Source organism: Segatella maculosa DSM 19339 = JCM 15638, from assembly GCF_000382385.1.
GTDB classification, from domain to species: Bacteria; Bacteroidota; Bacteroidia; order Bacteroidales; family Bacteroidaceae; genus Prevotella; species Prevotella maculosa.
Genome location: NZ_KB908321.1, coordinates 270,359 through 296,643, shown reverse-complemented (window position 1 = coordinate 296,643; position 26,285 = coordinate 270,359). Strand labels below are relative to the sequence as shown.

The following is a 26,285-nucleotide window of genomic DNA, read 5'->3' as shown; positions in this document are numbered from 1 at the left end:
TCACCTTGCATTTATCAGTTCCTTAATCATGCCCACTTTCTCTTCCATTGGTAAGAGTGCATCAACCCAATGTATCGTAAAGCCACGGCGTTCCATTCCTCTGAACCATGTCATCTGCCGTTTGGCGAACTGATGAATGGCGATTTCAAGTCTACGGAACATCTCTTCAAAACCGATTTTCCCTATTATATATTCCGTGATATATTTATATTCCAGACCATAATAAATAAGGTCTGCAGCAGGAATCCCCGAATCAAGTAATCCCTTGACCTCATCTATCATTCCACTGTCAAGCCGTTTCCGCAAACGCCTGCTAATCTTGGCACGACGGGCATCACGGTCAATAGCCACACCGATAATGATGGATTCTATTACAGGGAACGTTCTATCCTCCGTGGGGTGTTCAAGATTGTAGGTTTCAATCTCTATCGCCCTGATTGCACGCTGACAGGAGTCTACATCGGTCTTATTATGCATCGTGCTGTCACTTTGTTCCTTCAGACACTTCAGCATTTCTGTCAGCTCTTCAAGCGATTTATCCGCTAAAGCATCGCGCAATTCCTGATTTTGAGGAACGGGAGAAAGATGGTATCCCTTGAGAACAGATTCTATATACAGCCCGGTTCCACCGCAGAGAATGGCTTGTTTTCCACGTTGCATCATGTCGGCATATACCTTTATGAAGTCCTCCTGATAGCGAAAGAGATTGTATTTCGTTCCCGGTTCGCAGATATCTATCAGATGATAAGGTATCTGTCGGTCCTTAATCATATAATCCCCTAAATCCTTTCCCGTTCCAATGGTCATGCCACGATAAACCTGTCGGCTGTCAGCACTGATGATCTCGGCATCTATTTCATACGCCAGATGCGCAGCAAGACTTGTCTTTCCCGATGCAGTCGGACCTAAAATCGTTATCAAAGAGCCGGCTTTGTCTATCGTCTCAAAGCTCTTCATATCACTGTTTCCATGCTTCATGCCAACAAAAATAACAAAAAAATCCCTGCCGACAAAGCGGTAGGGATTATATTTGTCTGCGATCTCTTTCCTAAAAAGGAAAAAGAAGCTGATGACTTGTACGTGGTATTACTTCAACTCAGCGAAGTACTTAATCGTACGAACCATCTGAGAGGTGTAAGAGTTCTCATTGTCATACCAAGAAACAACTTGTACCTGATAGCAATCATCGCTAATCTTGCTTACCATGGTCTGAGTTGCATCGAACAATGAGCCGAAACGCATACCGATGATATCTGAAGAAACGATTTGATCCTCTGTGTAACCGAAACTTTCTGTTGAAGCTGCCTTCATGGCTGCGTTGATTCCCTCAACAGTAACGTTGTTACCCTTAACAACGGCAACAAGGATTGTTGTAGAACCTGTAGGAGTCGGAACGCGCTGTGCAGAACCAATCAACTTACCGTTCAATTCTGGGATAACAAGACCAATAGCCTTGGCAGCACCAGTTGAGTTAGGAACAATGTTGCATGCACCGGCACGTGAACGACGGAGGTCGCCCTTGCGCTGCGGACCGTCAAGAATCATCTGGTCACCTGTGTAAGCGTGAATGGTAGACATGATACCACTCTGGATAGGAGCGTATGCATTCAATGCTGCAGCCATAGGAGCCAAACAGTTGGTGGTGCAAGATGCTGCAGAGATAACGGTGTCAGCTGCGGTCAAAGTCTTGTGGTTGGTGTTGTACACAATAGTAGGCAGGTCGTTACCAGCAGGAGCCGAGATAACAACTTTCTTTGCACCAGCCTTCAAGTGAGCCGAAGCCTTCTCCTTAGAAGTGTAGAAACCAGTACATTCAAGGACAACATCTACCTTGTTGGCAGCCCATGGGCAGTTGGCAGCGTCCTTTTCTGCAGAGATTTTGATTTCCTTTCCATCAACAATGATAGAGTCTTCTGTTGCCTCAACAGTGTGTTTGCCCTCACCGAACTTGCCGGCAAAGCCACCCTGTGCAGTGTCATACTTCAAGAGATGAGCCAACATCTTAGGACTTGTCAAGTCATTGATAGCAACAACCTCATAACCCTCTGCCTCAAACATCTGACGGAATGCGAGACGACCAATACGGCCAAAGCCGTTAATAGCTACATTTACCATTTTTAATTTTAATTTTTATAAAGGTTTATAAAACAATATCTTTTAATCAATATTTTGTCTGTTACGATTGCAAAGATACAATATTTTTTTTATTTTTGCAGGCGCAAGGTGTATTAAATATATTAAAAAATCGGGTTCTATGGCATATATAAGGCTACAGGATTTCATCATTGAGGAGATTGTAAACTCTATATGGCAAACGAACCGCTTACAAATTTACACCTAAGCACACATTATTAATATAACAAACATGAGTAAATTCATTCAAGAATTCAAAGACTTTGCCGTGAAAGGCAATGCAGTCGACATGGCTGTCGGTGTGATCATCGGTGGCGCTTTCGGCAAAATCGTCACTTCAATCGTCAATGACATCATCATGCCGCCTATCGGTTGGCTCATCGGAGGCGTAAAGTTCACCGACCTAAAGCTTACCCTTCCAACCGTAGAAATCCCCGGTGTAGAGAAGATGGAGGGCGTTTCCATCAACTATGGCAATTTCCTACAGACGACATTCGACTTCATCATCATCGCTTTCTGCGTGTTCCTGCTGGTGAAAGGCATCAACAAACTGGCCAAAAAGAAGGTAGAAGAGTCTGCAACTCCGGCTCCGAAACCCGAGCCGACAGCTGAAGAGAAGTTGCTGACAGAGATACGTGACCTGCTGAAAAACAAGTAAACGATTTCTATTCAGGCCTTATAAGAGCCCGAAATCGTGCATTCGGTTTCGGGCTTTTATGGCATAAACACCGTTCAATGAGATAGATAAGCATCATTTCTTACGGCTCCCATTATGAGTTTTGGCCGTTGATGCCCGCTTTTGAAAGCCAAAAGAGTTCCTTTCCCAAAAGACACCATCGGCATATCCTTGGATAATTGGGTCGGAAATGGCATTGATGAGCCGCTTTACGGCCCACAAACAGTACTCCCGATTGACCTCTATGCCACAGAAACTTCTGCCGAGTTTCCTTGCAACAACAGCCGAAGTGCCGCTGCCAAGAAAGGGATCGAACAACTTGTCGCCTTTCTTTGAAGAAGCAAGCACCAACTTTGCGTACAATTTCTCGGGCTTTTGCGTTGGATGATCCGTATTCTCGGGCATAGACCAAAAAGGAACGCTGATGTCATCCCAGAAATTAGAAGGATAGGTCAGCCGAAAATTCCCCTGTTGTGTCTCCTCCCAATCCTTGGGTTCCCCATTCTCTTTATAAGGAGCCATGACCTTCCGCCTGACCATCACCGAGTCAACGTCGAAATAATAACGCTTCGGGTTCTTGACTGCAAACCAAATATCTTCCATTCCATTCTTCCAATTAGCCTTTGCGCCCCGTCCTTTCTCCCGTTGCCACGTGATTCGGTTCACAACCGTCAGCTTTTCCTCTACCACCCTTTGCATGGCTGATGTGCATTTCCAATCTCCACACATGTAAAGCGAGCCTGTCTCTTTCAATTTATCGCACACTTTACCAAACCAACTGTGCAGATATTCCTCATAAGCCTCGGTGTCCATAGCCGAGAACCGACGTCCGTTGAAATCCTTATCCAAATTATACGGTGGGTCGATAATCACCAGATCAAAGTATGCATCAGGGATAAAATCCAAGCATTCAAGCAAATCTCCATGCACAACCATGTCGTCATGGAAGTTTGATTTCAAGTCATCAAGACTACAAATCTGCGACTCCAACATCGGACGTTCTGCTTCCGACACGCTGAGCGTCTTGTTTCTGTGTGCCCGTTCCTTAGTTTTTCCCGGCATATTCCCTATAAATTCCAATTCTATGAAGCAAAATTAAGCAATTAAAATGAATTATCCAAATCCGGAAACACACCTCCGCAAAACGCATACATTGCAATCGTAAAATTATTTACAAAATGCTTTCGTATCGTTCACGAAGTCCTATCACACTCAAAACAAGCCCGGTTTTCATAGCTTTATAATCCACTTATTATCAAAGTTTTACAATAATCAAACAAGAATACAGACTAAAAAGACACACCTTTTCAGCCATTTCACCGTGCAATATACCCACTTCTACGCGAAATATGGCCGAAACAGAGATATAGGGACGCACGGTTCGTGCGTCCGCTCAAGTGAAAAGGGAAACCGAATATACAAGATTGTTAGAGCAGACGCAGGAACCGTGTGTCCCTACATTCGCTCAGCAGTTTACCACACCGAGCCATATTGTGATGCAATCTCAGCCATTTCACCGTACAATATGGCTCATTTCAGCGTGCAATATAACTGAGGTTATGCGCTTAAATGGCTGAAACAAGCAGCGAAATGTAGCGAGTTGGCATGCAAAACCTTATCACTTGCACGAAAAACCCTGTCTTTGCAGCTCAAAACCTCACAAGCTTCTCCTTGCAACCACGTATTTTCAACCATCCGAATTCTATTTCACAGATTTCCAACCCCGTTTTTTCTGATATTGTTTTGACAAAACAGGAGCAGCAAACGCCTATTCCCACTCTATCGTCGAAGGCGGTTTCGAAGAAATGTCATAGCAAACACGGTTGACACCTTTCACCTTTCGGATAATCTCGTTGGACACTTCTGCCATGAAATCATAAGGCAGATGCGCCCAATCCGCAGTCATGGCGTCCATCGAAGTCACGGCGCGGAGGGCCACAGGGTGCTCGTATGTGCGCTCGTCACCCATCACTCCGACCGATCGAATAGTTGAAAGCAGCACGGCACCTGCCTGCCATACGCTGTCATAAAGAGGCGTTCCGTCGGGCATTTTGTAGTGATGTAGCTTCTCAATATAGATGTTATCGGCCTCTTGAAGAATGCGAACTTTCTCGCGAGTGATGTCACCCAAGATGCGAACGGCAAGGCCCGGACCGGGAAACGGATGCCGTTTGATGAGACGTTCCGGCATACCCAATTCATAACCCACACGTCGAACTTCGTCCTTAAAGAGCCACTGTAAGGGTTCACAAAGCTTGAGTTTCATCTCTTTGGGCAGCCCTCCTACGTTGTGATGGCTCTTGATTGTCATGCCCGTGATACTCAAACTCTCGATACGATCGGGGTAGATTGTGCCCTGAGCCAGCCACTTGGCATCGCTAATCTTCTTGGCTTCGGCATTGAACACCTCTACGAAATCGCGGCCGATAAGCTTACGTTTCTCTTCAGGGTCGGTCACTCCTTCAAGGTCTTTGAAGAACTTCTCACTTGCATCAACGCCAATTACGTTCAGTCCCAAGCCTTGATAAGCCTCCATTACCTTGGAGAACTCGTTCTTTCGGAGCATGCCATGGTCCACGAAAATGCAGGTGAGGTTCTTCCCGATGGCCTTATTTAATAAGGTGGCACACACAGATGAGTCAACACCTCCCGACAAACCGAGGATCACTTTGTCGTTACCCAACTGTGCTTTCAACGCAGAAACAGTGCTTTCAACGAATGAAGCAGGGCTCCATTCCTGCCTGCTTCCGCAGATGTCTACCACAAAATTACGGAGCAACTGCATGCCTTGTGTGGAATGATATACCTCGGGGTGGAACTGAACACACCACACGCGGTCGGCCTCATTGGCAAAGGCTGCATACTTCACGTCGCCGGTCGATCCGGTAACATGGAAGCCTTCGGGAATGGAAGTTATCGTGTCTCCATGGCTCATCCACACTTGTGAGCCTTTCTCGAAGCCTTTGAACACGGCACAATCCATGTCGATTGTCTCCAAATTGGCACGACCATACTCGCGCGTTCCGGTTTGTTCAACCTTTCCTCCATTGGCATGAGCGATATATTGTGCGCCATAACAGATGCCCAGAACGGGATATTTGCCAACGAACAAGTCCAAGTTTGCCTTGAAAGCTTCCTTGTCATGGACGGAATAAGGACTGCCACTCAAGATGACACCGATGATATCCGGGTCGTCTTTTGGGAACTTGTTGTAGGAAAAAATCTCGCAGAAGGTGTCCAATTCGCGCACACGGCGGCCGATAAGCTGCGTGGTTTGTGAACCGAAGTCAAGAATGATTATCTTCTGTTGCATAATGATTATATGATGATTAATGTTATTTCGTTATTGATGTAGGCTTTCGATGAAGGCCTCAGCCTGCTCGAGCGTGTCAAGTTTTCCCACGTCCATCAGCTTCAAATCAGCCTTCACATAGCCCTTGATGGCTACGCGGTCACAGTTTTGCAAGTAGAAATCCATGATAGGAAACTTGTCGGGGTAGGCTTCCATCAATGGGAACAGCTGCGGAGAAAACGAGTGTATGCCCGAGAAAGCATACATGTGGAAACGCTTCTGCAAGTCATCAAGCGTTGCTTTATGCACTTCCTTGTAAGGGCTTTTCACCTCTCCTGTCTCGATGTTCACCCAACCCACGAGACGCATCTCATTGTTGAAAAGCAGATAACGCTTGGTCTTTCGCCGGCTGACAAGCAGCACTGCGCCTGCCATTTCATGCGGAACACCACACGAAGCACACATCACTTTGCGGTCTGATGTATAAAACTCCCGTAAATCGACATTGCTCAAGATGTCCACATTGTGTATCAAGACGGGCGCATCAAGGGTAAAGAGCGGACGTGCCCGCTTGATGCCGCCTCCGGTTTCAAGCAATTCAGTCTCGTTACTGATGTGTATATCGAGCCCGAAATTATCGTTTTCCCGTAGATAGTCTGTAATTTGGTCGGCAAAATGATGCACGTTGATGACGATTCTGCTAAATCCGGCATCTTTCAATCGAAAGAGAACGCGCTCAAGCAACGGCTTCCCCCCTACCCTTACCAATGCTTTCGGCATACGATCGGTAAGCGGTTTCAAGCGAGTTCCCAAGCCTGCTGCGAATATCATTGCTTGCATCATCTTCTGTTTTATGCGTCAATTGTGATTGTTCTGTGAACTTACGACTTTAATTCTTTGCATTCAATACCTGTCGGATATGCTGTTCACGATGTTCGAGCTGCACTTCTATGCCGAACTTCTGGTGAATATGCTCGGCCAGATGCTGGGCACTGTAGACCGAACGATGCTGACCACCCGTACAACCGAATGAAAACATCAGACTGGTGAAGCCACGTTGCAGATAGCGGGTTACGTGATGATCGGCCAATTTATAGACATGTTCAAGGAAAGAAAGGATTTCGCCGTCGTCTTCCAAAAAGCGAATGACGGGTTCGTCCAGCCCTGTGAGCTTCTTATAAGGCTCATATCGTCCGGGGTTATGCGTGCTCCGACAATCGAAGACATAACCTCCGCCGTTTCCGGAAGGGTCGTCCGGAATGCCATTGCGATAGGAAAAGCTATTCACCCGAACGACCAACGGCCCCTTACCGTCATACTTCGAGAACGTAGCCGGACCGTCTTGAGGGTGCGCTTCATATACTTTACTATCGGTTGTTTTATAGCCATCGGCACGCGACATGGCCGGTTTTTCAATCTGTGTGAACTGCGGTAGTTCGGTCAGACGCCGCAACATGTCCATCAGATAAGGGTAAGGGAACATGCCGGAATTCATTTTTAAGAGCTCTCGGAGATTGTCCATTGCCGGCTGAATGGAGTCAAGGAAATGCTTCTTCCTTTCGAAATAACCGCGGAAACCGTATGCTCCAAGCACCTGAAGCAGGCGGAACAGCACGAAAAGACTCAGTCTGTTGACGAAATGGCGCACGCTCGGAACCTCTGTATATTGCTTCAAGGCGTCGTAATACTCATAGACCAAGCGACGACGAAGCTTGAATGAATAGTGGGCAGATGCCTGCCAAAGGAAAGAAGCAAGGTCGTAATAATAAGGACCCTTTCGGCCACCTTGGAAGTCGATAAAGTAGGGATTGCCGTCGCTGTCAAGCATGATGTTGCGTGCCTGAAAGTCGCGATAGAGGAAGCTCTCACCGCTCTCGGCCGTCAAGTCCTTGGCAAACATACGGAAATTGGCCTCAAGTTTCAACTCATGAAAATCGAGTCCGGTGGCCTTCAAGAAGCAATATTTAAAGTAATTGAGGTCGAACAACACGCTTTCCTCATCAAATTCAGGCTGCGGATAACAGTTGTTCCAGTCGAGTCCACGTGCGCCGCGCATCTGGAAATTGGGCAATTCCCGAATTGCAGAGACAAGAAGTTGCTGCTCTTTCTGGTTGTAACGGCCACCTGCTTCACGCCCTCCGCTGATAGCATCATACAGCGACGTGTGGCCTAAGTCGGTCTGAAGGTAACGCAACTCATCGTCGCTCACCGCCAAGACACGAGGAACGGGCAACCTGCGCAGCATGAAATGGCGGTCGAGATAGATAAAAGCGTGGTTCTCGTCGCGGCTTGTTCCAATCACACCGACAATGCTTTCACCGTTGTTTCCCACGAAACGGAAGTATTGCCGATTGCTGCCCGCACCGGGTATCTGCGCTATCGAAGCCGGTTTCTCACCCGTGTAGCGCACGTAAAGTGCTGTCAGTTGCTGCATGATTACTTGTATTTATTCCTGTTCTTCCGATTGTTTTCCCACTGTACCAACAGCGCATCGATGAGCAGCAGTATCATCATGATGCCCAAAGACATGAAGAACGACCGCGTGACGTAAAGCAACAACGAGGCCACGAAGGCCAACAATACCACATGTTTCCAATCGATTTTAATTTTCATGCTGCAAAGATAGGAATAAAGGAATAAACATCAAAGTGAATAAACAAAAAAATCGGATGTCGTCACGACAACCGATTTCCAAAAACAAACTACTTTAAAAACTAATCTACTAAAACAAATCAAAAATATATTTCTCGGAAACAATCCGATACTTTAATATCATAATTGACGCGAAGATACAATATTTCCCAATAGTTTCAAAGCCTTTTCCCGTTTTTTTTGTTTCTTTTAACGGAAGCGAATCGCGCTTAGAGGAGGAGTATGATTATGAGAAACAGACTATGCCAGCTCGGGGTAAAAGAACCCTCCCGATGGTTCTACGGCGTCGGACGACAGTTTCTTTTTGTATTTTTTATCTTCCGAGCCCTCGGAAAACAGTTTAATCTTTCTTTTTCTTCCATCCGAGGCCTCGGATAACACTTTCTGTTAATTAATTTCACATCCGAGGCCTCGGATAGCATTTTCCGTTAATTAATTTCACATCCGAGGTCTCGGATAACATTTTCCGTTAATTAATTTCACATCTGAGACCTCGGATAGCATTTTCCGCTAATTAATTTCACATCTGAGGCCTCGGATAACAGTTCTTTTTCTATTTAGCTTCCAACCGAGCCGTCGGACAAGCGTTCTTTTTTTGTTTTACTATCTTCCGAGCCGTCGGACGAGTGTTCTTTTTTTGTTTTCCGTTAATCTGATGCTTCAGAGACACAGTTTTTCCTGTTTTTTCTCCATGGGGCCTATATCGAACTCATATTTTTTTATTATTTTTGCCACGGAAAATAAAAACAAGATGAAGCGTAATATATTTTTAGCATTTATTTTACTGCTGGCAGGAATTCAAGAAATGCAAAGTCAAGAGAAGCGTGAATTCCGTGGCGCATGGGTTCAGTGTGTGAATGGTCAGTTCCTCGGATTGGGGAAAGACGGAATGCAACAGATGTTGACTCGTCAGTTAGATGAGATGAATAAAGATGGAGTGAATGCCATTATTTTCCAAGTCAGAGCAGAGTGTGATGCATTATATGCAAGTCCTTATGAGCCTTGGAGTCGTTTCTTGACAGGGCAACAAGGGAAAGCCCCACAACCCTATTGGGATCCTTTGGCATGGATGGTAAGCGAGTGCCATAAGCGCGGAATGGAACTTCATGCATGGATCAATCCATATCGTGCAAAGACAAAGACCACTAATACATTGGCATCTAATCATATTGCCATAAGAAAACCGGGAGCTGTGTTTGCTTACGATAACCAGCTGATTCTTAATCCAGGGCAACCGGAGAACCGGGAATACATTTGTAAAATAGCAAGCGACATCGTGCGCCGCTATGATGTTGATGGTTTCCACATTGACGACTACTTCTATCCTTATCCGGCTGCAGGGCAGGCCATACCTGACGACCAAGAGTATGCGCTTTATGGCAATGGCATCAAGGACAGGGGAGATTGGCGAAGGTATAACGTCAATCTGTTCATGAAGCAACTGTGTGACAGCATACACCATGTAAAGCCATGGGTGAAATTCGGTGTCTCGCCTTTTGGCATCTATCGGAACAAGAGCAATTCTCCTGCAGGAAGCAACACGAAAGGCCTGCAGAATTACGATGATTTATATGCCGACGTGCTCTTATGGGTCAATAATGGCTGGGTGGATTACTGCGCCCCTCAGCTCTATTGGCAAATAGGGCATCCCGCAGCCGATTATGATGAGCTCATTCGATGGTGGGACAGTCATGCTGCCAATCGTCCGCTATACATCGGTGAAGACGTGGAACGAACCGTAAAATATGCCGACCCACAAGATGCAAACAGTCATCAGCTGAAAGCCAAACGCAGATTGCACAGAGAGATGCGGCATGTCAACGGCACCGTGCTGTGGTATGCAAAGTCTTTCTGCGACAACATCGGCAATTACGCTTCGGCCATGCGCACCGGATATTGGAAGTATCCCGCCTTGCAACCCAAGATGCCTTTCATAGACAACAAGGCACCCAAAAAGCCCAAACACGTGATGCCCGTATGGGCAAACGGGGACTACGTGCTGTTTTGGCAGGCCCCAAAAGCCAAAAAGTGGGCCGACGAGGCAGTGCGCTATGTCGTATATCGCTTTGACAAGGGAGAACGTATCAACACCGAAGATCCGTCGAAAATCGTGGCCATCACTCCCGACTGCCACTACAAACTGCCTTATGCCGACGGCCGCACGCGCTACACTTATGTCGTGACCGCCGTTGACAGAATGAGCAACGAGAGCAAGACCGTGAAGAAAAAGATAAGCTTATGATGCGCCGCAACAGCTATGACAAGTCCGGCGAATACGCCAACTATGTCGTTGAGCGTGACGGACGGCTGCTGGAATGGCTGCTGGAGAACGTGAAGCACCTCAGCAAGTCGAAAATCAAGCAGACGCTTCAAGGCCGCGGCGTAAAGGTGGGCAAGAAGACCGTCACGCAATTTGATTATCCGCTGACGGCAGGAACGAAAATCACTTTCAGCAAGACCAAGCGCAACAACGACATCTTCAAGAACCGATACGTAAAGATTGTGTATGAAGACCGCCACTTGGTCGTGGTGGAGAAGAACGCCGGCATACTGTCGATGGCTGCCGGTCACGCTTCGCTCAACGTGAAGGCCGTGCTGGACGATTATTTCAAGAAGAGTCGGCAGAAATGCACGGCCCACGTCGTCCACCGATTAGACCGCGACACGAGCGGACTGATGATTTACGCCAAGGACAAGCAGACGGAATTGCTTTTGGAGCAGGATTGGCACGACATCGTCTACGACCGCCGATACGTGGCCGTGGTGTCGGGCGAGATGGAGCAGACCGAAGGGACCGTTTCCGGATGGCTGAAAGACAATAAGGCCTACTTCACCTATTCCTCTCCGACGGACAACGGCGGAAAGTTCGCCGTGACCCATTTTCACGTTTTGAACCGTCGCAACGGCTATTCCTTGGTGGAATACAAGCTGGAGACTGGCCGAAAGAACCAAATCCGCGTGCATTCCGCAGACATGGGGCACCCCGTTTGCGGCGATGCCAAATACGGCTGCGGCGACGACCCGGTCGGGCGGCTGTGTCTTCATGCCTATGTGCTGTGCTTCCGCCACCCCGTCACGCATGAAGCGATGACGTTCGAGACGCCGATACCTGCTTCGTTTCTCCGAATTTTCAAATAGAGATTTATGAATAATTTCCTTTACTACATTTTTATGCTGGCAGCGATAGTTGTCGGTTTTTTCGTCATCAAGAAAGTGACAAGTTGCCTTTTCAAAGCCATCGTGGCCGTGGTGGTCATCGGCATCATCATCTGGCTCTATTTTATACGAGGCGTATAAGTGCTTTTCACGACATCCCCCTCTCAGTGTCGCGAGACCCGGGTCTCACGAGCGTGAGATCCCCCTCTCATTTCATTGAGATCCCCCTCTCGCGTTTCTCCGTGCCGCGTCGGAATTCGTTTCGTGCCGCATCGGAATTGATTTCGTGCCGCGTCGGAATTAAATCAGAGGCGGCTCTAATTGAAAAGAGAGGCGGCTCTGATTGAAAAGAGAGGCGGCTCTGATTGAAAAGAGAGGCGGCTCTGATTGAAAAGAGAGGCGGCTCTGATTGAAAAGAGAGACGGCTCTAATTGAAAAGAGAGGCGGCTCTAATTGAAAAGAGAGGCGGCTCTGATTGAAAAGAGAGACGGCTCTGATTGAAAAGAGAGGCGGCTCTGATTGAAAAGAGAGGCGGCTCTGATTGAAAAGAGAGACGGCTCTGATGGGCGGACAGATGATTTCTCCCGTCCGTGAGCGGCCGTTCAATTCGTAAAAAGAAATAAAACTCGTGCGGAATACTTTGTATTGTGCGAGATTTCAGCTAACTTTGTGGGAAAATTCAAGATAGCAACATGAAACAGACGAAAATAGTGGCCTCGATAAGCGATCGCAGATGTGAACAGGATTTCATCCGCAAGCTTTTCTTTGCCGGAATGAATGTCGTTCGCATGAACACGGCCCATGCAACGACCGACGGCATACGCAACATCGTGAAGAACGTGCGTGCCGTTTCGCCCCATATCGGTATCATGATTGATACGAAGGGGCCGGAGGTGCGCACCACGGGCGTGGATGCTCCTTTGAAATACAAGGTGGGTGACGTGGTGAAGATATTCGGGCGGCCCGAAATGGACAGTTCGCATGACATCGTCAACGTGTCCTACCGCGACATCACGAAAGATGTCCGCGTGGGCGACGATATCCTGTTCGATGACGGCGAACTCGACATGCGGGTTATTGAGAACAATGGTCCGATGCTGGTTGCCCAGGTGCAGAACGAGGGCGTGCTGGGGGCGCACAAGAGTGTGAATATCCCCGGCGAGCACATCGACTTGCCTGCGCTTACCGAGAAAGACAAGCAGAATATTCTTTTGGCTATCGAGCTGGATATTGATTTTATCGCGCATTCGTTCGTCAGAAACGCGAACGATGTGAGGGAAGTACAACAAATTCTTGATGCACATCATAGTGACATTAAGATTATCTCCAAGATTGAGAACCAAGAAGGTGTTGACAACATCGATGAAATTATCGATGCTTCTTACGGTATCATGATTGCGCGCGGCGACCTCGGGATAGAAGTGCCCATCGAGCGCATTCCCGGTATTCAGCGTCAGATTATCCGCAAGTGTGTGGCGAAGCGCAAGCCCGTTATCGTGGCGACGCAGATGCTCCACACGATGATCAATAACCCGCGTCCGACGCGGGCCGAAGTGACCGATATCGCAAACGCCATCTATTACCGCACCGACGCACTGATGCTCAGTGGCGAGACCGCAAGTGGCAAATATCCGCTCGAGGCCGTTCAGACGATGGCCCGTATAGCCGAGCAGGCCGAGAAAGACAAGTCGCACATCAATGATATCGCAGTGCCTTGGTCTGACGATGAGCTTGACCAGCGTGCTTTCCTTGCCCATGCAGCCATCGACGCCACCCGCAAATTAGGCGTTTCGGGCATCATTACCGACAGCGAGACGGGGCAGACGGCACGCAATCTGGCAGCATTCCGTGGCCCGGTTCCCGTCTTGGCGATTTGCTATAACGAGAAAACCCAGCGCTGGCTCAATCTCAGCTACGGCGTCATTCCCATTTACCAGCGCGAACAGGTCAGCTCGCAGTATATGTTCTTTGCGGCCTTGCGCATGCTGCGCCAGAAAGGCTATATCAAAGAAGAGGACAAGATTGCTTACTTGAGCGGTAGTTTCGGAGAGGGCGGCGGTACTACTTTCCTTGAAATCAACAAGGTTGAAGAGGTATTCAACAGAAGTTATCAGTTCCATCTGCCCGATATGCCGCTGAAGAAAGAAGACGCTTAGAAATCAACGGTCAGTCGCGCGTTGAGCATTCTGCCCGTGAGATAGTTCGGGACGGCATACTGTACATTCGTGACATCGGTTATCCAATAATAGCTGTTGACGTTGCTGATGCCGAAAAGATTGAGGCATTCCATGCCGAGCCAAATGTTTTTAATCAGCTTGCTTTCTTGCTTTGTGTTGTCAAGCAGGCGATAACTCATGCCCAAATCCACGCGTTTGTAGGCCGGTGCACGAAAGGAATTGCGCCCAAGTTCGTTGTGTGGCGTCGAGAACGGGAGGCCGTCGGCATAGCTCATTGCCAATGCTACTTTCCATTTGTCGGTCCCCGGGAAATAATCCGTAAAGAACATGTTCAGCGCATAGCGTTGATCGGTCGGCAACGGTATGCTTGTATGGTGGAGATGCATCTTCGTATTCATGAGCGAAAGGCTTATCCATGAATTCGTGTTGGGCACGAACTCACCATAAAGTTTCAGGTCAAGGCCCGTTGCATGCCCGGTGGCGCTGTTCGTTCCGTGATATATCACTTTTACGTTGTTGATGGAATAGGGGATAAGATTATTCAGAATCTTGTAATACGCCTCTGCCGTGAATTTGAACGGTCGTTTGTTCATCATAAAATGATAGTCAAAGCCGGCAATGAAGTGAATGGAACGCTGGCTTCTGATTTTGTCGTTGAGGCGGGCCACCGTGATATGGTTCACCGTTGTCGTGTCTCTCAATTCCTTAAAAAAGGGCGCTTGATAGTAAAGTCCCGTTGCAAAGCGTAGCGTAACGTGGTTATTGAACGGAGGAATAATGCCGAGCGAAAGGCGTGGCGAAACGATAGTTTCCTTATTGAAGCTCCAATGGCTCATGCGAATGCCGTAGTTCAGCGTGAAATGCGTATGCTCAGCGGCACTTGTGAAGTGCCATGTGTCTTGCAAATAGCTTTCAAAGCGGTCGGAAGTCATCTTGTTTTGTGCGCGTAGTGCGTAGATGAGGTTCAGATCCTTTCCGGTATGCGGAATGCTGTAGCCACTTGAGTCTCGCATTTCATATTCATTGCTGTGCTCTTCGATACGTTCTTTCTTGAAATAGATGGCTCCTTCGAAATGATGTTTGGCTGTCTTATGCTGCAACATCAGTTTAACGGCCTTGACTTGTGCCTTGAGATAATTGCGCGCATGCTCGAAATAGGTACCTACACCCAGCCTTCGACTTGTCTCGGTTTGCGTCAACCAATATTGTCCCTGTATGTCATATTGCTCTCTTTCGTTTGTTTTGAAAGCCGAAGCAGTAAGGGACAGCCGCGTATTCTTGCTGAAATGGCGTGTCAAGGTGGCCGATGCAAAGTAGGTCTTGAAGAGGTCCTTTTCCTGTCCGTCAAAGTAGACGCGGAACGACTTCACGTTTTGTGACGTACCAAATGATGTTTCTCTTGACTCAGGATAGAAGTCGAAGCGATTCTGATTGATGTTTCCTATAATGTCTACCGTCCATCGTTGGTTGGGCGCATAGTGCAGATAAGTTTGATAATCAAGAAACTTGGGTTTGTATTCTCCCGAGGTCTCCAATGAACCTAAGAGATTTGCGGTTGACTTGTACCTGAAGCTGTTGGTCCATGAGAAGTTCTGATGGCCAAAACCGATATAGACGTCAGCCGACATCAGGCTTGCAGCAACCGTAGCCTCAAAACGCTTCGGTTGTTTATAGGTGATATCGAGAGACGATGACATTCTATCACCGTATTTCGCTGCAAATCCACCCGTAGAGAAATCGATATTATCAACCATGTGTGGGTTGATGACCGACAAGCCTTCCTGTTGTCCGCTCCTTACAAGGAACGGACGATAGACCTCATTGCCATTGATATAGACGCTGTTCTCGTCGAACGCCCCACCACGGACGTTGTATTGCGACGAGAGTTCACTGTGTGTGGACACGCCAGCTTGCAACTGAACAAACCTTTCCACGCCATTACCGTTGGCAGCATTGATTTGTTTGAGGTCTTCCTTTCTCAATTGTTGGTTCTGTCCGGTCTGTATTCTCTGTCCTTTCACATCGACGGTCTCAAGTGTGTTCTCCTCTTCAAGAAGCGTCACCATCAGTCTTTGCGTCCCTTTTGGCCGTCGCAAGATACGCGTCTTCGTCTTATAGCCGATCATCGAGAACTTCACGACCACGGAGTCTGCACTTTGAAGCGTCATAGAGAACTCACCTTTTAAGGACGAAAAGGTGAGTTTTCCCTGACTGCTGATGCTTGCAAATTCGATAGGTTTACCGTTTATGTCGGTTATTTTCCCGTGAAGCGATACGCTCTGTGCCTGAAGTTGAAACACAGAAGCAAAGAGCAGCGCTATCAAACAAATTCTTATTCTCATATCTTTTTGATTAACGCACAAGCTCAAAACTTATTGCCTGTTTTGCGGCCTTGGTCGCATTGGTTGGCAATCTCAGCCATTTTATCGCCTAACCTCAGCCATATTGTGCGGTAAAATGATTGAGATGAGACGGTAAAATGGCTGAAATAAAATCTCAGAATGAATGTAATGAGAATCTAATGTGAAAACACATGGCCGGCATAGTGGGCGCGATGTCTTTTTCTTTACGGAATATCTACTGCCTCAAAGACGGATTTGATGCAGATAGGTCACTTGAGATGTTCCATGAACCAAGCTGAAATCTGTCGAAGCAGATGCGTTCTTGTGTTTCCTCCATATATACCATGGTTTCGGTTGGTATAAAGATTCTCCTTGAAATCCTTGTCGGCTTGCACCAAAGCCTCTGTATATTCCATCGTGTTTTGCGGGTGGACGTTATCGTCGGCCAGTCCGTGACAAATGAGCAGGGCACCATGGAGTTTGTCTGCACGCTGAATGGGGTTGGCATCATAGCCGGTTCCGTTTTCTTTTGGCGTGCGCATATAGCGTTCCGTGTAGACGGTGTCATAGTATCTCCAGTCGGTCGGTGGTGCAATGGCTACTCCAGCCTTGAAGACCGCGCGTCCTTCGCTCATGCTCATCAGCGTGTTGAAGCCTCCGAAGCTCCACCCCCAAATGCCTATCCTGTCTTTATCGACATAACTTTGCTGGCCCAGCCATAAAGCCGTCTCAACTTGGTCGCGCGCTTCAAGCACACCGAGTTTCAGATAAGTGCATTTCTCAAACGAGGCTCCGCGTCCTCCCGTGCCACGTCCGTCAACACAGACGACGATGAACCCTTGCTGTGCAAGATAATAGTCGAAAGCACCGCCATTTCCCATAGAGCCTGCATTCCATGCGTCGATGACTTGCTGGCTTCCCGGGCCGCCATATTGAAAGAGGATGACAGGATATTTCTTGCGGGCATCAAAGTTTTCGGGCTTGACCATCCAGCCGTCAAGTTTGATACCTTCAGCGGTGGTGAACGAAAACGGTTCGCGCCCGTTGAAACCATAGGCCTGTAGCTTTTCTTTCAGCGTTTTATTGTCTACAAGTGTTGAGAGAATCTTCCCGTCATTGTTGCGGATTGTGCATACATAAGGCGTGTTATAGTTACTCCATGTGTTGAGGAAGTACTTATAGTCGCCCGAGAAGACTGCCGTGTTCCAGCCATTTTCGTTGGTCAATCGTTCGACCTTGCCGTTCTTGTGGCTGACAAACACCTGCCGGTCGTGTGGGCTGACGGCTGCTGCCTGATAATAAACGTCGCCGGTTGGTTCATCATAACCATATACGCGGGTGATATCATCATTCTCGTTGCCGACTTTCCGGGTAAGACTTCCGTTCATGCTATATATATAAAGGTGCATATAGCCGTCGCGGTCGCTTGGAAGTAAGATGTTGTTTTGGCCGATAATGATGCCTCCGAGCACCTCTTCCTTTATATATTTCTCCGAATTCTCCTTGATAAGTAGTTGAGAGAGAGTGGTACGAGGGTTGACGGCATAGAGGTTCAAGACGTTCTGATGACGGTTCATCGTGAAGATAATGATGCGATCGGGCGAAGCAGTAGGTCTGATTCCCGGCATATAGCCGTCGGATTCAACGGGGATTTGCAGCTTGTTAGTCTTTCGGCTTTGAATATCGAAGCTCCACGCTGAAACGATGGCGTTATCTTCGCCGGCTTTGGGATACTTATAAGTGTAGGTCCCGGGGTATACTTCATTGGCTTTCAGCGTGGGGTGACTACCCATAAACATCTGCAAGGAATATTCCTTAACCTTTCTCTCATCGTATTTAAGCCAGCAAAGCATGCGACTGTCGGCCGTGAAACAGAGGGAACGGCTGGTGGAGAACTCTTCTTCGTAGACCCAATCGGGGATACCGTTGATGATTTCACGCTGCTTGCCGTCTTTTGTGACCTGACTTTCAGCATTGTCGTAGAGGAGTTTCACGAGGAAGATGTTGTTGTCTCTGACGAAAGCAACCTGATTACCGTCGGGTGACCATGTGGGTACTTGTTGCGGGCCACCCGCAGAAAGCCTTTCGAGTTTTCTGCTTTGCAGGGTATAAATGTAATAGTCAGCCGTGAATGAGCGTCGGTAAATCTTCTTTGTGTTGGTTTGTATCAACAGTTTCCTTCCATCGGGCGAAAGCACGAAGCCTTCAAGCTGTTTGATTTGTTCGCCTTGCGTGTGAGACACATCGAAAAGCGTACGTGTCTGTTTGCCGGTCTTGAATGAATATTCGATGATTTGCTTGCCGTCATCGCTCATGCCGACATATAAATCAGTGCCATTGACAGGTTCTATTTTCGTGACAGACTGTGCAGTGAAGGTCTGTCCGGTGATGTCTTTCAGTGTAATCTTATCGTTGGCCATCAGCTGAGATGAGGCTAAAAGCATCGTTACGCACATGATGAATAGTTTGTTCATAGCTGTTGAATTGTTGTTCTGTTGACAAAGTTACTAAAAAGCGATGAGAACAGCTTGCTTATTGCCTGCTTTTTTCATAACTTTGCATGCTATGAACAGCTTTTACAATGATTTCTCTTCATGGATAAGGACCAAATTCCCTTTCAGAGTGCAGAAGATCAGCATCGATGCAGGGTTTTCTTGTCCTAACCGCGATGGGAGAATCGGTTCAGGAGGGTGCATCTATTGCGACAACCGTACTTTTAATCCCGCCTATTGTGACCGACAGAAGTCTGTTTCCGCACAGTTGGAAGAAGGGAAAGCCTTCTTTGCCCGCAAATATCCCGACATGAAATACCTCGCCTATTTTCAGGCTTTCACGAACACTTATGCGCCTCTGAACGAGCTGATGACTATGTATGAGGAAGCGCTTCGGGTGGAAGATGTCGTCGGGATCGTCATCGGAACGCGCCCGGATTGCATCAGTGATGCGCTATTAGACCGTCTTGCCGAACTGAACAAGCGTACTTTCGTGCTCATAGAGTATGGGATAGAGAGCGTAAACGACCAAACATTGGCACGGATAAACCGCGGACACGATTTCGCTTGCTGCCGTGAGGCCGTTGAGAAGACGCACGCACGCGGCATCTTATGTGGTGGACACGTTATTCTCGGACTCCCCGGCGAAGATGCAGCAGAGAACATTCGTCAGGCACCGATTATATCGTCTTTGCCGCTCGATATACTGAAGATTCATCAGATGCAAATCATTCGCGGAACCCAACTGGCCTTTGAATATCTTCGCCAGCCTTTCCATGTCTATTCCGTAGAGGAGTATATCAGACTCGTTGCCGCTTATCTTTCTCGACTGCGCCCTACGCTGGTATTGGAGCGATTTGTCAGTCAGTCGCCTGCCGATTTGCTCATTGCGCCCAAGTGGGGGCTGAAGAATTATGAGTTCACCAACCTGCTTCACCGCTATCTGAAAGAAGAGAATATCCGGCAAGGTGCCATGTTGAAGAATTAGAACCACGTCTAAATCAAAAGAGAGCCGTCTCTAAATTAAAATAGACGCGGCTCTCTTGTTTATAAGTAGTGGTTCTATCAACCTATTCAATCACCACAAGCGGGTCTTCTTCGAGCACGCTCTGACCCACTTTCACACAGATGGCCGTAATCTTTCCGTCCTTCTCTGCTTCGATGTTGTTGGCCATCTTCATCGCTTCGAGTACGACGACGGCATCGCCTGCCTTCACTTCCTGTCCAACTTCAACGTTGATGGCTGTGATAGTGCCGGGCAACGGTGCCTTGACGGCATTGTTGGTGTTGACATTGGCCGTGGGAGCGGCTTCCGTTTCCTCGGTCTCAGCAGCTTTTCCCAATACGACCTTCTTCTTTTCCGGTTCGGCTTCTTTCTCCATCTGAACCTTGAAATCGTCACCATTCACGTTTACGCTGGCAACATTGTTCTCATCGATCTCGCCGATGGTTACGGTATAATCTTTACCTTCAATGGTATATTTAAACGCTTTCATATTCTATGTTTATGGTTTCTTTGTGAATGACAAGAACTTGGCGTTCCACATTGTATGACGTGGAGCAATTGTTATTTTGCCCGGTTCGTTGTCGTGAACGTTATTGCCTTCGAACTCATAGAGTGCCATGGCAATGGCTGCATAAATATTCTTATCCATCATCTTACGTTTTTAGATGTTACATCGGCATGCAGCCATGTTTCTTGGCCGGAAGTCCCTCGCGCTTAGTGGCAAGCTGCGCCAGACCGCGGCAGATGCGGAAGCGCGTGTTGCGTGGTTCGATGACATCGTCGATGTAACCGAATTGTGCGGCCTGATACGGATTGGCGAACGTCTCCGTGTAGTCGTCTTCCTTTTCGGCAAGGAAAGCCTTCACGTCGCCACCTTCTTCCTTAACCTTCTTTGCCTCTTTGCCACACAGAATGGCCACGGCACCGCCGGCACCCATGACGGCAATCTCGGCTGTAGGCCATGCAAAGTTCAAGTCAGAACGAAGCTGCTTGCAACCCATCACGATATGCGAACCACCGTAGCTCTTGCGAAGATTGATGGTAATCTTTGGCACGGTAGCCTCGCCATAGGCATAAAGCAACTGTGCACCATGCAGAATGACGGCGTTATACTCCTGGCCCGTGCCGGGGAGGAAGCCCGGAACGTCCACAAGGCTGACGATAGGAATGTTGAACGCATCGCAGAAACGCACGAAGCGGGCGCCCTTTCGACTGGCATTCACGTCGAGCACACCGGCATAAGCTGCAGGCTGGTTGGCCACGATGCCCACACTCTGCCCATTGAAGCGGGCAAAACCCGTGATAATGTTCTTGGCAAACTTGGGCTGAACCTCGAAGAACTCGCCATTGTCAACGACGGCACCGATGACCTTATACATGTCGTAGGCCTTATTGGGGTCGTCCGGCAGTATCTCGTTAAGCAAATCTTCCTTGCGGTCAATGGGGTCGTCGCACGCTACGCGCGGCGCAGTCTCCGTGTTGTTCGACGGAATATAGGAAAGCAGCGTCTTGATGAGTTCCATGCACTCTTCCTCGGTCTTCGCCGTAAAATGTGTAACACCACTCTTGCTGGCATGAACGCTTGCACCACCCAAATGTTCGGCATCAATTTCTTCTCCTGTCACGGTCTTTACCACCTTCGGACCAGTCAGGAACATGTAAGACGTACCTTCGGTCATAATCGTGAAATCGGTCAATGCAGGCGAATACACCGCACCACCGGCACACGGACCCATGATAGAACTAATCTGTGGTATCACGCCGCTGGCAAGAATATTGCGTTCAAAGATTTCTCCGAAGCCTGCAAGTGCAGAAATACCTTCTTGAATACGTGCACCGCCCGAATCGTTCATTCCGATAACCGGAGCGCCCATCTTCATCGCCATGTCCATGACCTTGCAGATTTTCTGGGCCATTGTTTCCGACAGTGAACCTCCGTTTACAGTGAAATCCTGTGCATAAAGATAAACCAAGCGACCGTCAATGGTAGCAGAACCGGCTACGACACCATCGCCCAAGTATTGCTTCTTCTCCATACCAAAGTTGTGGCAACGGTGTAGTTTGAACATATCATATTCCTCGAAGCTACCTTCGTCCACCAACATGTCGATACGTTCGCGAGCTGTGTATTTCCCGCGTTCATGCTGCTTGTCTATGGCTTTTTCGCCACCGCCAAGGCGAGCCTCTTCGCGTTTTGCAATCAGCTGCTTGATTTTTTCTACTTGCTTACTCATAAGTTTTATAAATTAATTCATTAAGATGCAGTTGTGGCTGCAAAGATAGTAAAAAAAGTAGGAAGTCGAGAAGAGAATTAGGTAAAAAAGCAAAGTTTCTGCTCGCGAACGAAGTCGTTGAGCCTCCTGCCGCCATCTATTGAAGCGATGCCACGGGCGAACACATCTACCGTAAGTCCCCCGTTGAGCAGATTTCGCAGTGTCTCCAGCACACAATAATCGCCTGCCACGCCACAAATCACCATTCGGTGGCTTGCACACGTCACTTCGTCCGTCATTGTCGAAAGCCGATAATCCCCGTCTGCCAGCTTCTCGACGTGTTGGAAAGCCCCATACTCTTCCGTTTCTATCACCTCGCCTTTGCGAATCACCCGAAAGGGAATCTCTCTATCCAAGCACGCCTGAACAAGTCGCTCGTCAATCTGCGACCCTTTCGCAAATGCAATACAATGCGGCGGCCACGGTCCGCCCTGCGGAATAAACGAAGCATCTCTCGCCTGATGCCAGTCAACGGTGAATATCACCTCTGCCAGCCCCTCATACGTGTTGATAAGCTGCAGGATATGTTCCACTGCCGTTTCTGCGCCCTTCACATAGAGTGCGCCTGTGGGATTGCAGAAGTCGTATTGACAATCCACAACCACTAAAGTTATTTCTTCTTTCATTTGTTTTATTTCAGTTTCATTTCGTCTCCCCTTTCCTGTACATTTTCCGATAGGTCGACCCCGCATTGTAGAGCCGTCCCTCGGCTTCGAGCCGGCGGGCCAAGCGGTAGGCAGCCGACTTGGAGAGGCCGAGTTCCGATTGCAGGTCGCCGATGAAGATATAGTCCGCGTCGGCGAAGAGGCGTTTGAGCGCGGCTTCGATGTCTTCGGCCGACGGACGGTCGTAGGCTTTCTCCAGATACGTGCGGTTCTCGAACTCGGTGCTTTCCAGCAGTTGCATCAGTGCCTTCTCGGGCCGGAAGTTCACCGTCCGCACATAGGGGTTGCGCAGGCGGAAGCGATGCGTCTTCGGGTCTTCGTAGAGTTCACCCTTCACGGCGGGCCAGAAGTAGCCCAACCCCGGCAGATGCACGCGGTTGCCCAGCATCAGCTGGTCGGCCAGTTCCACTTTCACCGCCTCGAACGCCCCGATAAGGTCGGCCACGGTCAGCGCCGTCGCCTTTTCGATGTGGCGCCCCATCAACTCCATGTCCACCGTGGGATACAGGTCGACCACCACGCGCATCTTCGCGTCATTAGGCACATTGCCATTCGATTTCACCAATTTGTAAGGTACAGCCATAATCTTTTATTTTAAGTTTATATTGGATGACATTTCCGTTATACGTGCCACGCACATGCTTATCGATGGAGACGCCCTGCACATTGGCATGCAATGCCAATGCACATTGGGATGGCAATGGCCTGCACATTAGGTTGACAAAGCCCTGAACGTTAGGATGCGACACCCTGCACGATAGGACTCCTACCCGACTCCTTATAGGAAAGGCGAATTCCCAACTTAGTGGGAAATATTTTTCAACTTAGTGGGAAATATTTCCCAACTTAGAGGGAAGAATTTCCCAACTTAGTGGGAATTTACCTTTCCTTATACAAAGGTAATGAAACTTACGGTATCGTGCAAGCAATTTCCCAATTATCTTCTTGGCGGACATAAAAAAGGGGGGCGACAGACCTTGAAAAGGAAAGCGCCAGATATAAAAAAGGAGGGCGAAGGGCATAAAAAAAGGAAGGCTGCTGCCTTCCTTTCGTGGGTCAGATGAGGCCCCGTATTCGGTCTTCAAAGGCCGACAGGGCTGCCTTCGCGCCCTCGCCCATGGCAATGGTTATCTGTTTGTAGGGCACGGTGGTCACGTCGCCGGCGGCATATACGCCCGGCACGGACGTGCGGTTCGTGGCATCGACGGGTATCTCGCGGCGCGGTGTCAGTTCGAGTTCGTCCTTGAACGTGTCGCTGTTGGGCGACAGCCCGATTTGCACAAACACGCCGTCGAGCTGCAGGGTGCGCTCCTCGTCGGTCGTGCGGTCCTTGACGGTGATGCCCGTCAGTCTGCCGTCCTCGCCGAGCAGTGCGGTGGTCTGCGTAGACGTATGCAGCTCGACGTTCGCGAGCGAGGCCACTTTCTGTTGCAGCACCTCGTCGGCGCGCATCGTGTCGGCAAACTCCAGCAGGGTCACGTGGCGACAGATGCCGGCCAAGTCGATGGCGGCCTCCACGCCGGAGTTGCCTCCGCCGATGACGGCCACGTCCTTACCCTTGTAGAACGGTCCGTCGCAATGGGGGCAGAAGTGCTCGCCATGGCCGATGTACGTGGCTTCGTCGGGCAGGCCCAAGCGTCGCCAGCCGGCACCCGTGGCAATGATGACCGCGGGGGCCGTGAACACTTCGCCGCCGCGCACCGTGATGCGCTTCTCCTTGTCTTTCAGGCTCACGGCGGTCACCTTTCGGTTGTCGAAGATGTCGATGGGATACGCGCCGAGGTGCGTGCGCAGGTTGGCCGAGAGCTGCGTGCCCGTGGTCTTGGGGACGGAGATGATGTTCTCGATGCCCGTGGTGTCGTTCACCTGTCCGCCGATGCGCTCGGCCACGATGGCCACACGCAGTCCCTTGCGGGCCGAATAGATGGCGGCCGATGCGCCTGCCGGTCCGCCGCCGAGCACGACGACGTCATACGGGCGGACGCTTTGCACGGCCGTCTCGTCGTGGTCGGTGCCGACCTTGTCTTCCAATTCCTGCAAAAGCATGCCGATGTCACCCCGGCCCGTGTGGAGCGGCTGGCCGTTGACGTAGACCGACGGCACGCCCTGTATGTTCAGTCGCTCGATTTCGTCTTGGCAGAGCCCGCCGTCTATCATTTCGTTGCTGATGCGGGGGTTGATGAGCGCCATGACGTTGAGCGCCTGCACCACGTCGGGGCAGTTGGTACAGGTCAGCGACACGTAGGTCTGCAGGCGTATCTCGCCCTTGAGCGCCTTGATGCGTGTGGCAATGGCCTCGTCGGGCAGATTCTTCCCCTGTCCGTCGGTGTTGAGCACGGCAAGGAGCAGCGAGGTGAATTCATGTCCGTTGGGAATGCCGCGGAAGCTGATGCCGGTGGGCTCGCCGTTGCGCAGGATGCTGAAACCGAAGCGGTCGCCCTCTTCATAAGCTACGTTCAGCTTGTCGGAAGTCGAGGCGATGTCCTCTACGAACGATGAGAACTCGGCCGATTGTGCGTCATTGCTGTTGCGCACCACATGGAGCGTGATTTCGGAAGTGAGTGAGCCGAATACGCCGCTCACTTGCCGGAGAATGTCTTTGTCTAACATGATTGTCGGGTGTTATGAAAGATGGAGAGACGGGCAGATATGCTTCGCGAGCGTTGATCTGCAGGTCTCTCCACCGATGTTTTATGACTACGAATGATTGCTTTCGGCCTTCTTAGATTTTGCCTACGAGGTCGATACTCGGCTTCAAGGTCTCGCCGCCTTTCTTCCACTTCGCGGGGCAAACTTCGCCGTCGTGGGTTGCCACGAATTGTGCGGCCTCGACCTTGCGTACCAGCTCGTCGGCATTGCGGCCGATGCTGTTGTCTTGTATCTCCGCAACTTTGATGAGTCCTTCGGGATTGACGAGGAATGTGCCGCGATAGGCCAGTCCTTCGTCTTCTTTGTAGACGCCGAAGCCGCGGCTGAGTGCACCCGTTGGGTCGGCCAGCATGGTGTAGTGGATTTTCTTGATGGTGTCAGAGGCGTCGTGCCATGCCTTGTGTACGAAATGCGTGTCGGTGCTTACCGAGAACACCTCAACACCCATGCTCTTCAGCTGCTCATACTTCTCTGCCAAATCCTCCAACTCGGTAGGACAAACAAAGGTGAAGTCGGCGGGATAGAAGAAGAAGAGTGCCCATTTGCCTTCGATATCGTGATTAGAAACTGTTTTGAACTGTCCGTCTTGAAAAGCTTGGACGGTGAACTCTGGTGCGTGTGCATTGATAATTGGTTCCATGTCTTAATTGTTTTATGTGTTGAATCTTTTGTTTGATGCTGCAAAGTTATGAATTACATTCGTCATGTCCAACAGATAAAATCTATTCGGCGATAGATATAATTTATCGCCGGTGTCATGGCCTATATAAAA

22 protein-coding genes are annotated in these 26,285 nt (G+C 49.1%); 6 read left to right on the top strand and 16 right to left on the bottom strand.

Features of this window, described 5'->3' with window-relative positions; all coding sequences use genetic code 11:
* Positions 1 to 957 carry a tRNA (adenosine(37)-N6)-dimethylallyltransferase MiaA gene (miaA, locus tag H164_RS0104885; RefSeq protein WP_051082183.1) on the bottom strand — a complete coding sequence of 319 codons (957 nt, stop codon included), beginning with the start codon at positions 955 to 957 and terminating at the stop codon, positions 1 to 3.
* A gap of 129 nt (positions 958 to 1,086) precedes the next feature.
* The gene (gene gap / locus H164_RS0104880) at positions 1,087 to 2,115 is read right to left on the bottom strand and encodes a type I glyceraldehyde-3-phosphate dehydrogenase (protein ID WP_008566514.1); all 1,029 of its coding nucleotides are present in this window, start codon (positions 2,113 to 2,115) and stop codon (positions 1,087 to 1,089) included.
* 250 nt (positions 2,116 to 2,365) lie between these two features.
* On the opposite strand from gap, the gene mscL reads away from it, so the two are divergent.
* Positions 2,366 to 2,791, top strand: a complete 426-nt coding sequence (mscL, locus tag H164_RS0104875) for a large-conductance mechanosensitive channel protein MscL (protein ID WP_019967575.1) — start codon at positions 2,366 to 2,368, stop codon at positions 2,789 to 2,791.
* Positions 2,792 to 2,884: 93 nt separating this feature from the next.
* Here the strand turns inward: mscL and H164_RS0104870 are convergent, their stop codons facing one another.
* The 5 genes from H164_RS0104870 to H164_RS15670 all read right to left on the bottom strand — a co-directional run bounded on the left by H164_RS0104870 (position 2,885) and on the right by H164_RS15670 (position 8,714).
* On the bottom strand, positions 2,885 to 3,871 hold the full coding sequence (locus H164_RS0104870) for a DNA-methyltransferase (protein WP_019967574.1): 987 nt from the start codon (positions 3,869 to 3,871) through the stop codon (positions 2,885 to 2,887).
* Between the two features lie 706 nt (positions 3,872 to 4,577).
* Positions 4,578 to 6,122 (bottom strand): glutamine-hydrolyzing GMP synthase, encoded by a 1,545-nt coding sequence (guaA, locus tag H164_RS0104865; RefSeq protein WP_019967573.1) that lies wholly within the window; start codon positions 6,120 to 6,122, stop codon positions 4,578 to 4,580.
* Between the two features lie 30 nt (positions 6,123 to 6,152).
* Positions 6,153 to 6,944 carry a nucleotidyltransferase family protein gene (locus H164_RS0104860; protein WP_008566509.1) on the bottom strand — a complete coding sequence of 264 codons (792 nt, stop codon included), beginning with the start codon at positions 6,942 to 6,944 and terminating at the stop codon, positions 6,153 to 6,155.
* Between the two features lie 46 nt (positions 6,945 to 6,990).
* Complete coding sequence (locus H164_RS0104855) at positions 6,991 to 8,535, bottom strand: RapZ C-terminal domain-containing protein (protein WP_019967572.1); 1,545 nt, start codon at positions 8,533 to 8,535, stop codon at positions 6,991 to 6,993.
* 2 nt (positions 8,536 to 8,537) lie between these two features.
* A complete protein-coding gene (locus tag H164_RS15670) occupies positions 8,538 to 8,714 on the bottom strand; it encodes a hypothetical protein (RefSeq protein WP_008566507.1) in 177 nt (58 codons plus the stop codon).
* Positions 8,715 to 9,504: 790 nt separating this feature from the next.
* Between H164_RS15670 and H164_RS0104845 the strand changes: the two genes are divergently transcribed.
* From H164_RS0104845 to pyk, 4 genes are all read left to right on the top strand, one after another.
* Entirely contained in the window at positions 9,505 to 10,995 is a 1,491-nt protein-coding gene (locus tag H164_RS0104845) for a glycoside hydrolase family 10 protein (protein ID WP_026356244.1), read from the top strand.
* A complete protein-coding gene (locus tag H164_RS0104840) occupies positions 10,992 to 11,891 on the top strand; it encodes an RluA family pseudouridine synthase (protein WP_019967570.1) in 900 nt (299 codons plus the stop codon). The genes H164_RS0104845 and H164_RS0104840 overlap by 4 nt, the downstream gene beginning before the upstream one ends.
* 6 nt (positions 11,892 to 11,897) lie before the next feature.
* Positions 11,898 to 12,050 carry a hypothetical protein gene (locus H164_RS15665; protein WP_008566503.1) on the top strand — a complete coding sequence of 51 codons (153 nt, stop codon included), beginning with the start codon at positions 11,898 to 11,900 and terminating at the stop codon, positions 12,048 to 12,050.
* A 551-nt stretch (positions 12,051 to 12,601) separates the two neighbouring features.
* Positions 12,602 to 14,065: a pyruvate kinase gene (gene pyk / locus H164_RS0104830; protein WP_019967569.1), complete on the top strand. Its 1,464-nt coding sequence runs from the start codon at positions 12,602 to 12,604 to the stop codon at positions 14,063 to 14,065.
* Here pyk and H164_RS0104825 read toward each other — a convergent pair.
* Positions 14,062 to 16,428, bottom strand: a complete 2,367-nt coding sequence (locus H164_RS0104825) for a TonB-dependent receptor (RefSeq protein WP_026356243.1) — start codon at positions 16,426 to 16,428, stop codon at positions 14,062 to 14,064. The genes pyk and H164_RS0104825 overlap by 4 nt on opposite strands.
* Before the next feature lie 269 nt (positions 16,429 to 16,697).
* Positions 16,698 to 18,902 (bottom strand): S9 family peptidase, encoded by a 2,205-nt coding sequence (locus H164_RS0104820; RefSeq protein ID WP_019967567.1) that lies wholly within the window; start codon positions 18,900 to 18,902, stop codon positions 16,698 to 16,700.
* Between the two features lie 91 nt (positions 18,903 to 18,993).
* On the opposite strand from H164_RS0104820, the gene H164_RS0104815 reads away from it, so the two are divergent.
* Entirely contained in the window at positions 18,994 to 19,908 is a 915-nt protein-coding gene (locus H164_RS0104815; RefSeq protein WP_019967566.1) for a TIGR01212 family radical SAM protein, read from the top strand.
* Between the two features lie 82 nt (positions 19,909 to 19,990).
* On the opposite strand, the gene H164_RS0104810 is transcribed toward H164_RS0104815, so the two are convergent.
* From H164_RS0104810 to ahpC, 7 genes are all read right to left on the bottom strand, one after another.
* Positions 19,991 to 20,416, bottom strand: a complete 426-nt coding sequence (locus tag H164_RS0104810; protein ID WP_008566498.1) for an acetyl-CoA carboxylase biotin carboxyl carrier protein — start codon at positions 20,414 to 20,416, stop codon at positions 19,991 to 19,993.
* Positions 20,417 to 20,425: 9 nt separating this feature from the next.
* Positions 20,426 to 20,578, bottom strand: coding sequence for a hypothetical protein (locus tag H164_RS15445; protein ID WP_008566497.1), 153 nt, complete (start codon positions 20,576 to 20,578; stop codon positions 20,426 to 20,428).
* Positions 20,579 to 20,594: 16 nt separating this feature from the next.
* Entirely contained in the window at positions 20,595 to 22,160 is a 1,566-nt protein-coding gene (locus H164_RS0104800; protein WP_019967565.1) for an acyl-CoA carboxylase subunit beta, read from the bottom strand.
* Between the two features lie 77 nt (positions 22,161 to 22,237).
* Positions 22,238 to 22,825, bottom strand: a complete 588-nt coding sequence (locus tag H164_RS0104795; protein ID WP_019967564.1) for an isochorismatase family protein — start codon at positions 22,823 to 22,825, stop codon at positions 22,238 to 22,240.
* Positions 22,826 to 22,841: 16 nt separating this feature from the next.
* Positions 22,842 to 23,447: an HU family DNA-binding protein gene (locus H164_RS0104790; RefSeq protein WP_008566494.1), complete on the bottom strand. Its 606-nt coding sequence runs from the start codon at positions 23,445 to 23,447 to the stop codon at positions 22,842 to 22,844.
* Positions 23,448 to 23,920: 473 nt separating this feature from the next.
* A complete protein-coding gene (gene ahpF / locus H164_RS0104780; RefSeq protein WP_019967562.1) occupies positions 23,921 to 25,474 on the bottom strand; it encodes an alkyl hydroperoxide reductase subunit F in 1,554 nt (517 codons plus the stop codon).
* Between the two features lie 112 nt (positions 25,475 to 25,586).
* Complete coding sequence (ahpC, locus tag H164_RS0104775) at positions 25,587 to 26,153, bottom strand: alkyl hydroperoxide reductase subunit C (protein ID WP_019967561.1); 567 nt, start codon at positions 26,151 to 26,153, stop codon at positions 25,587 to 25,589.
* Between the last annotated feature and the right edge of the window lie 132 nt (positions 26,154 to 26,285).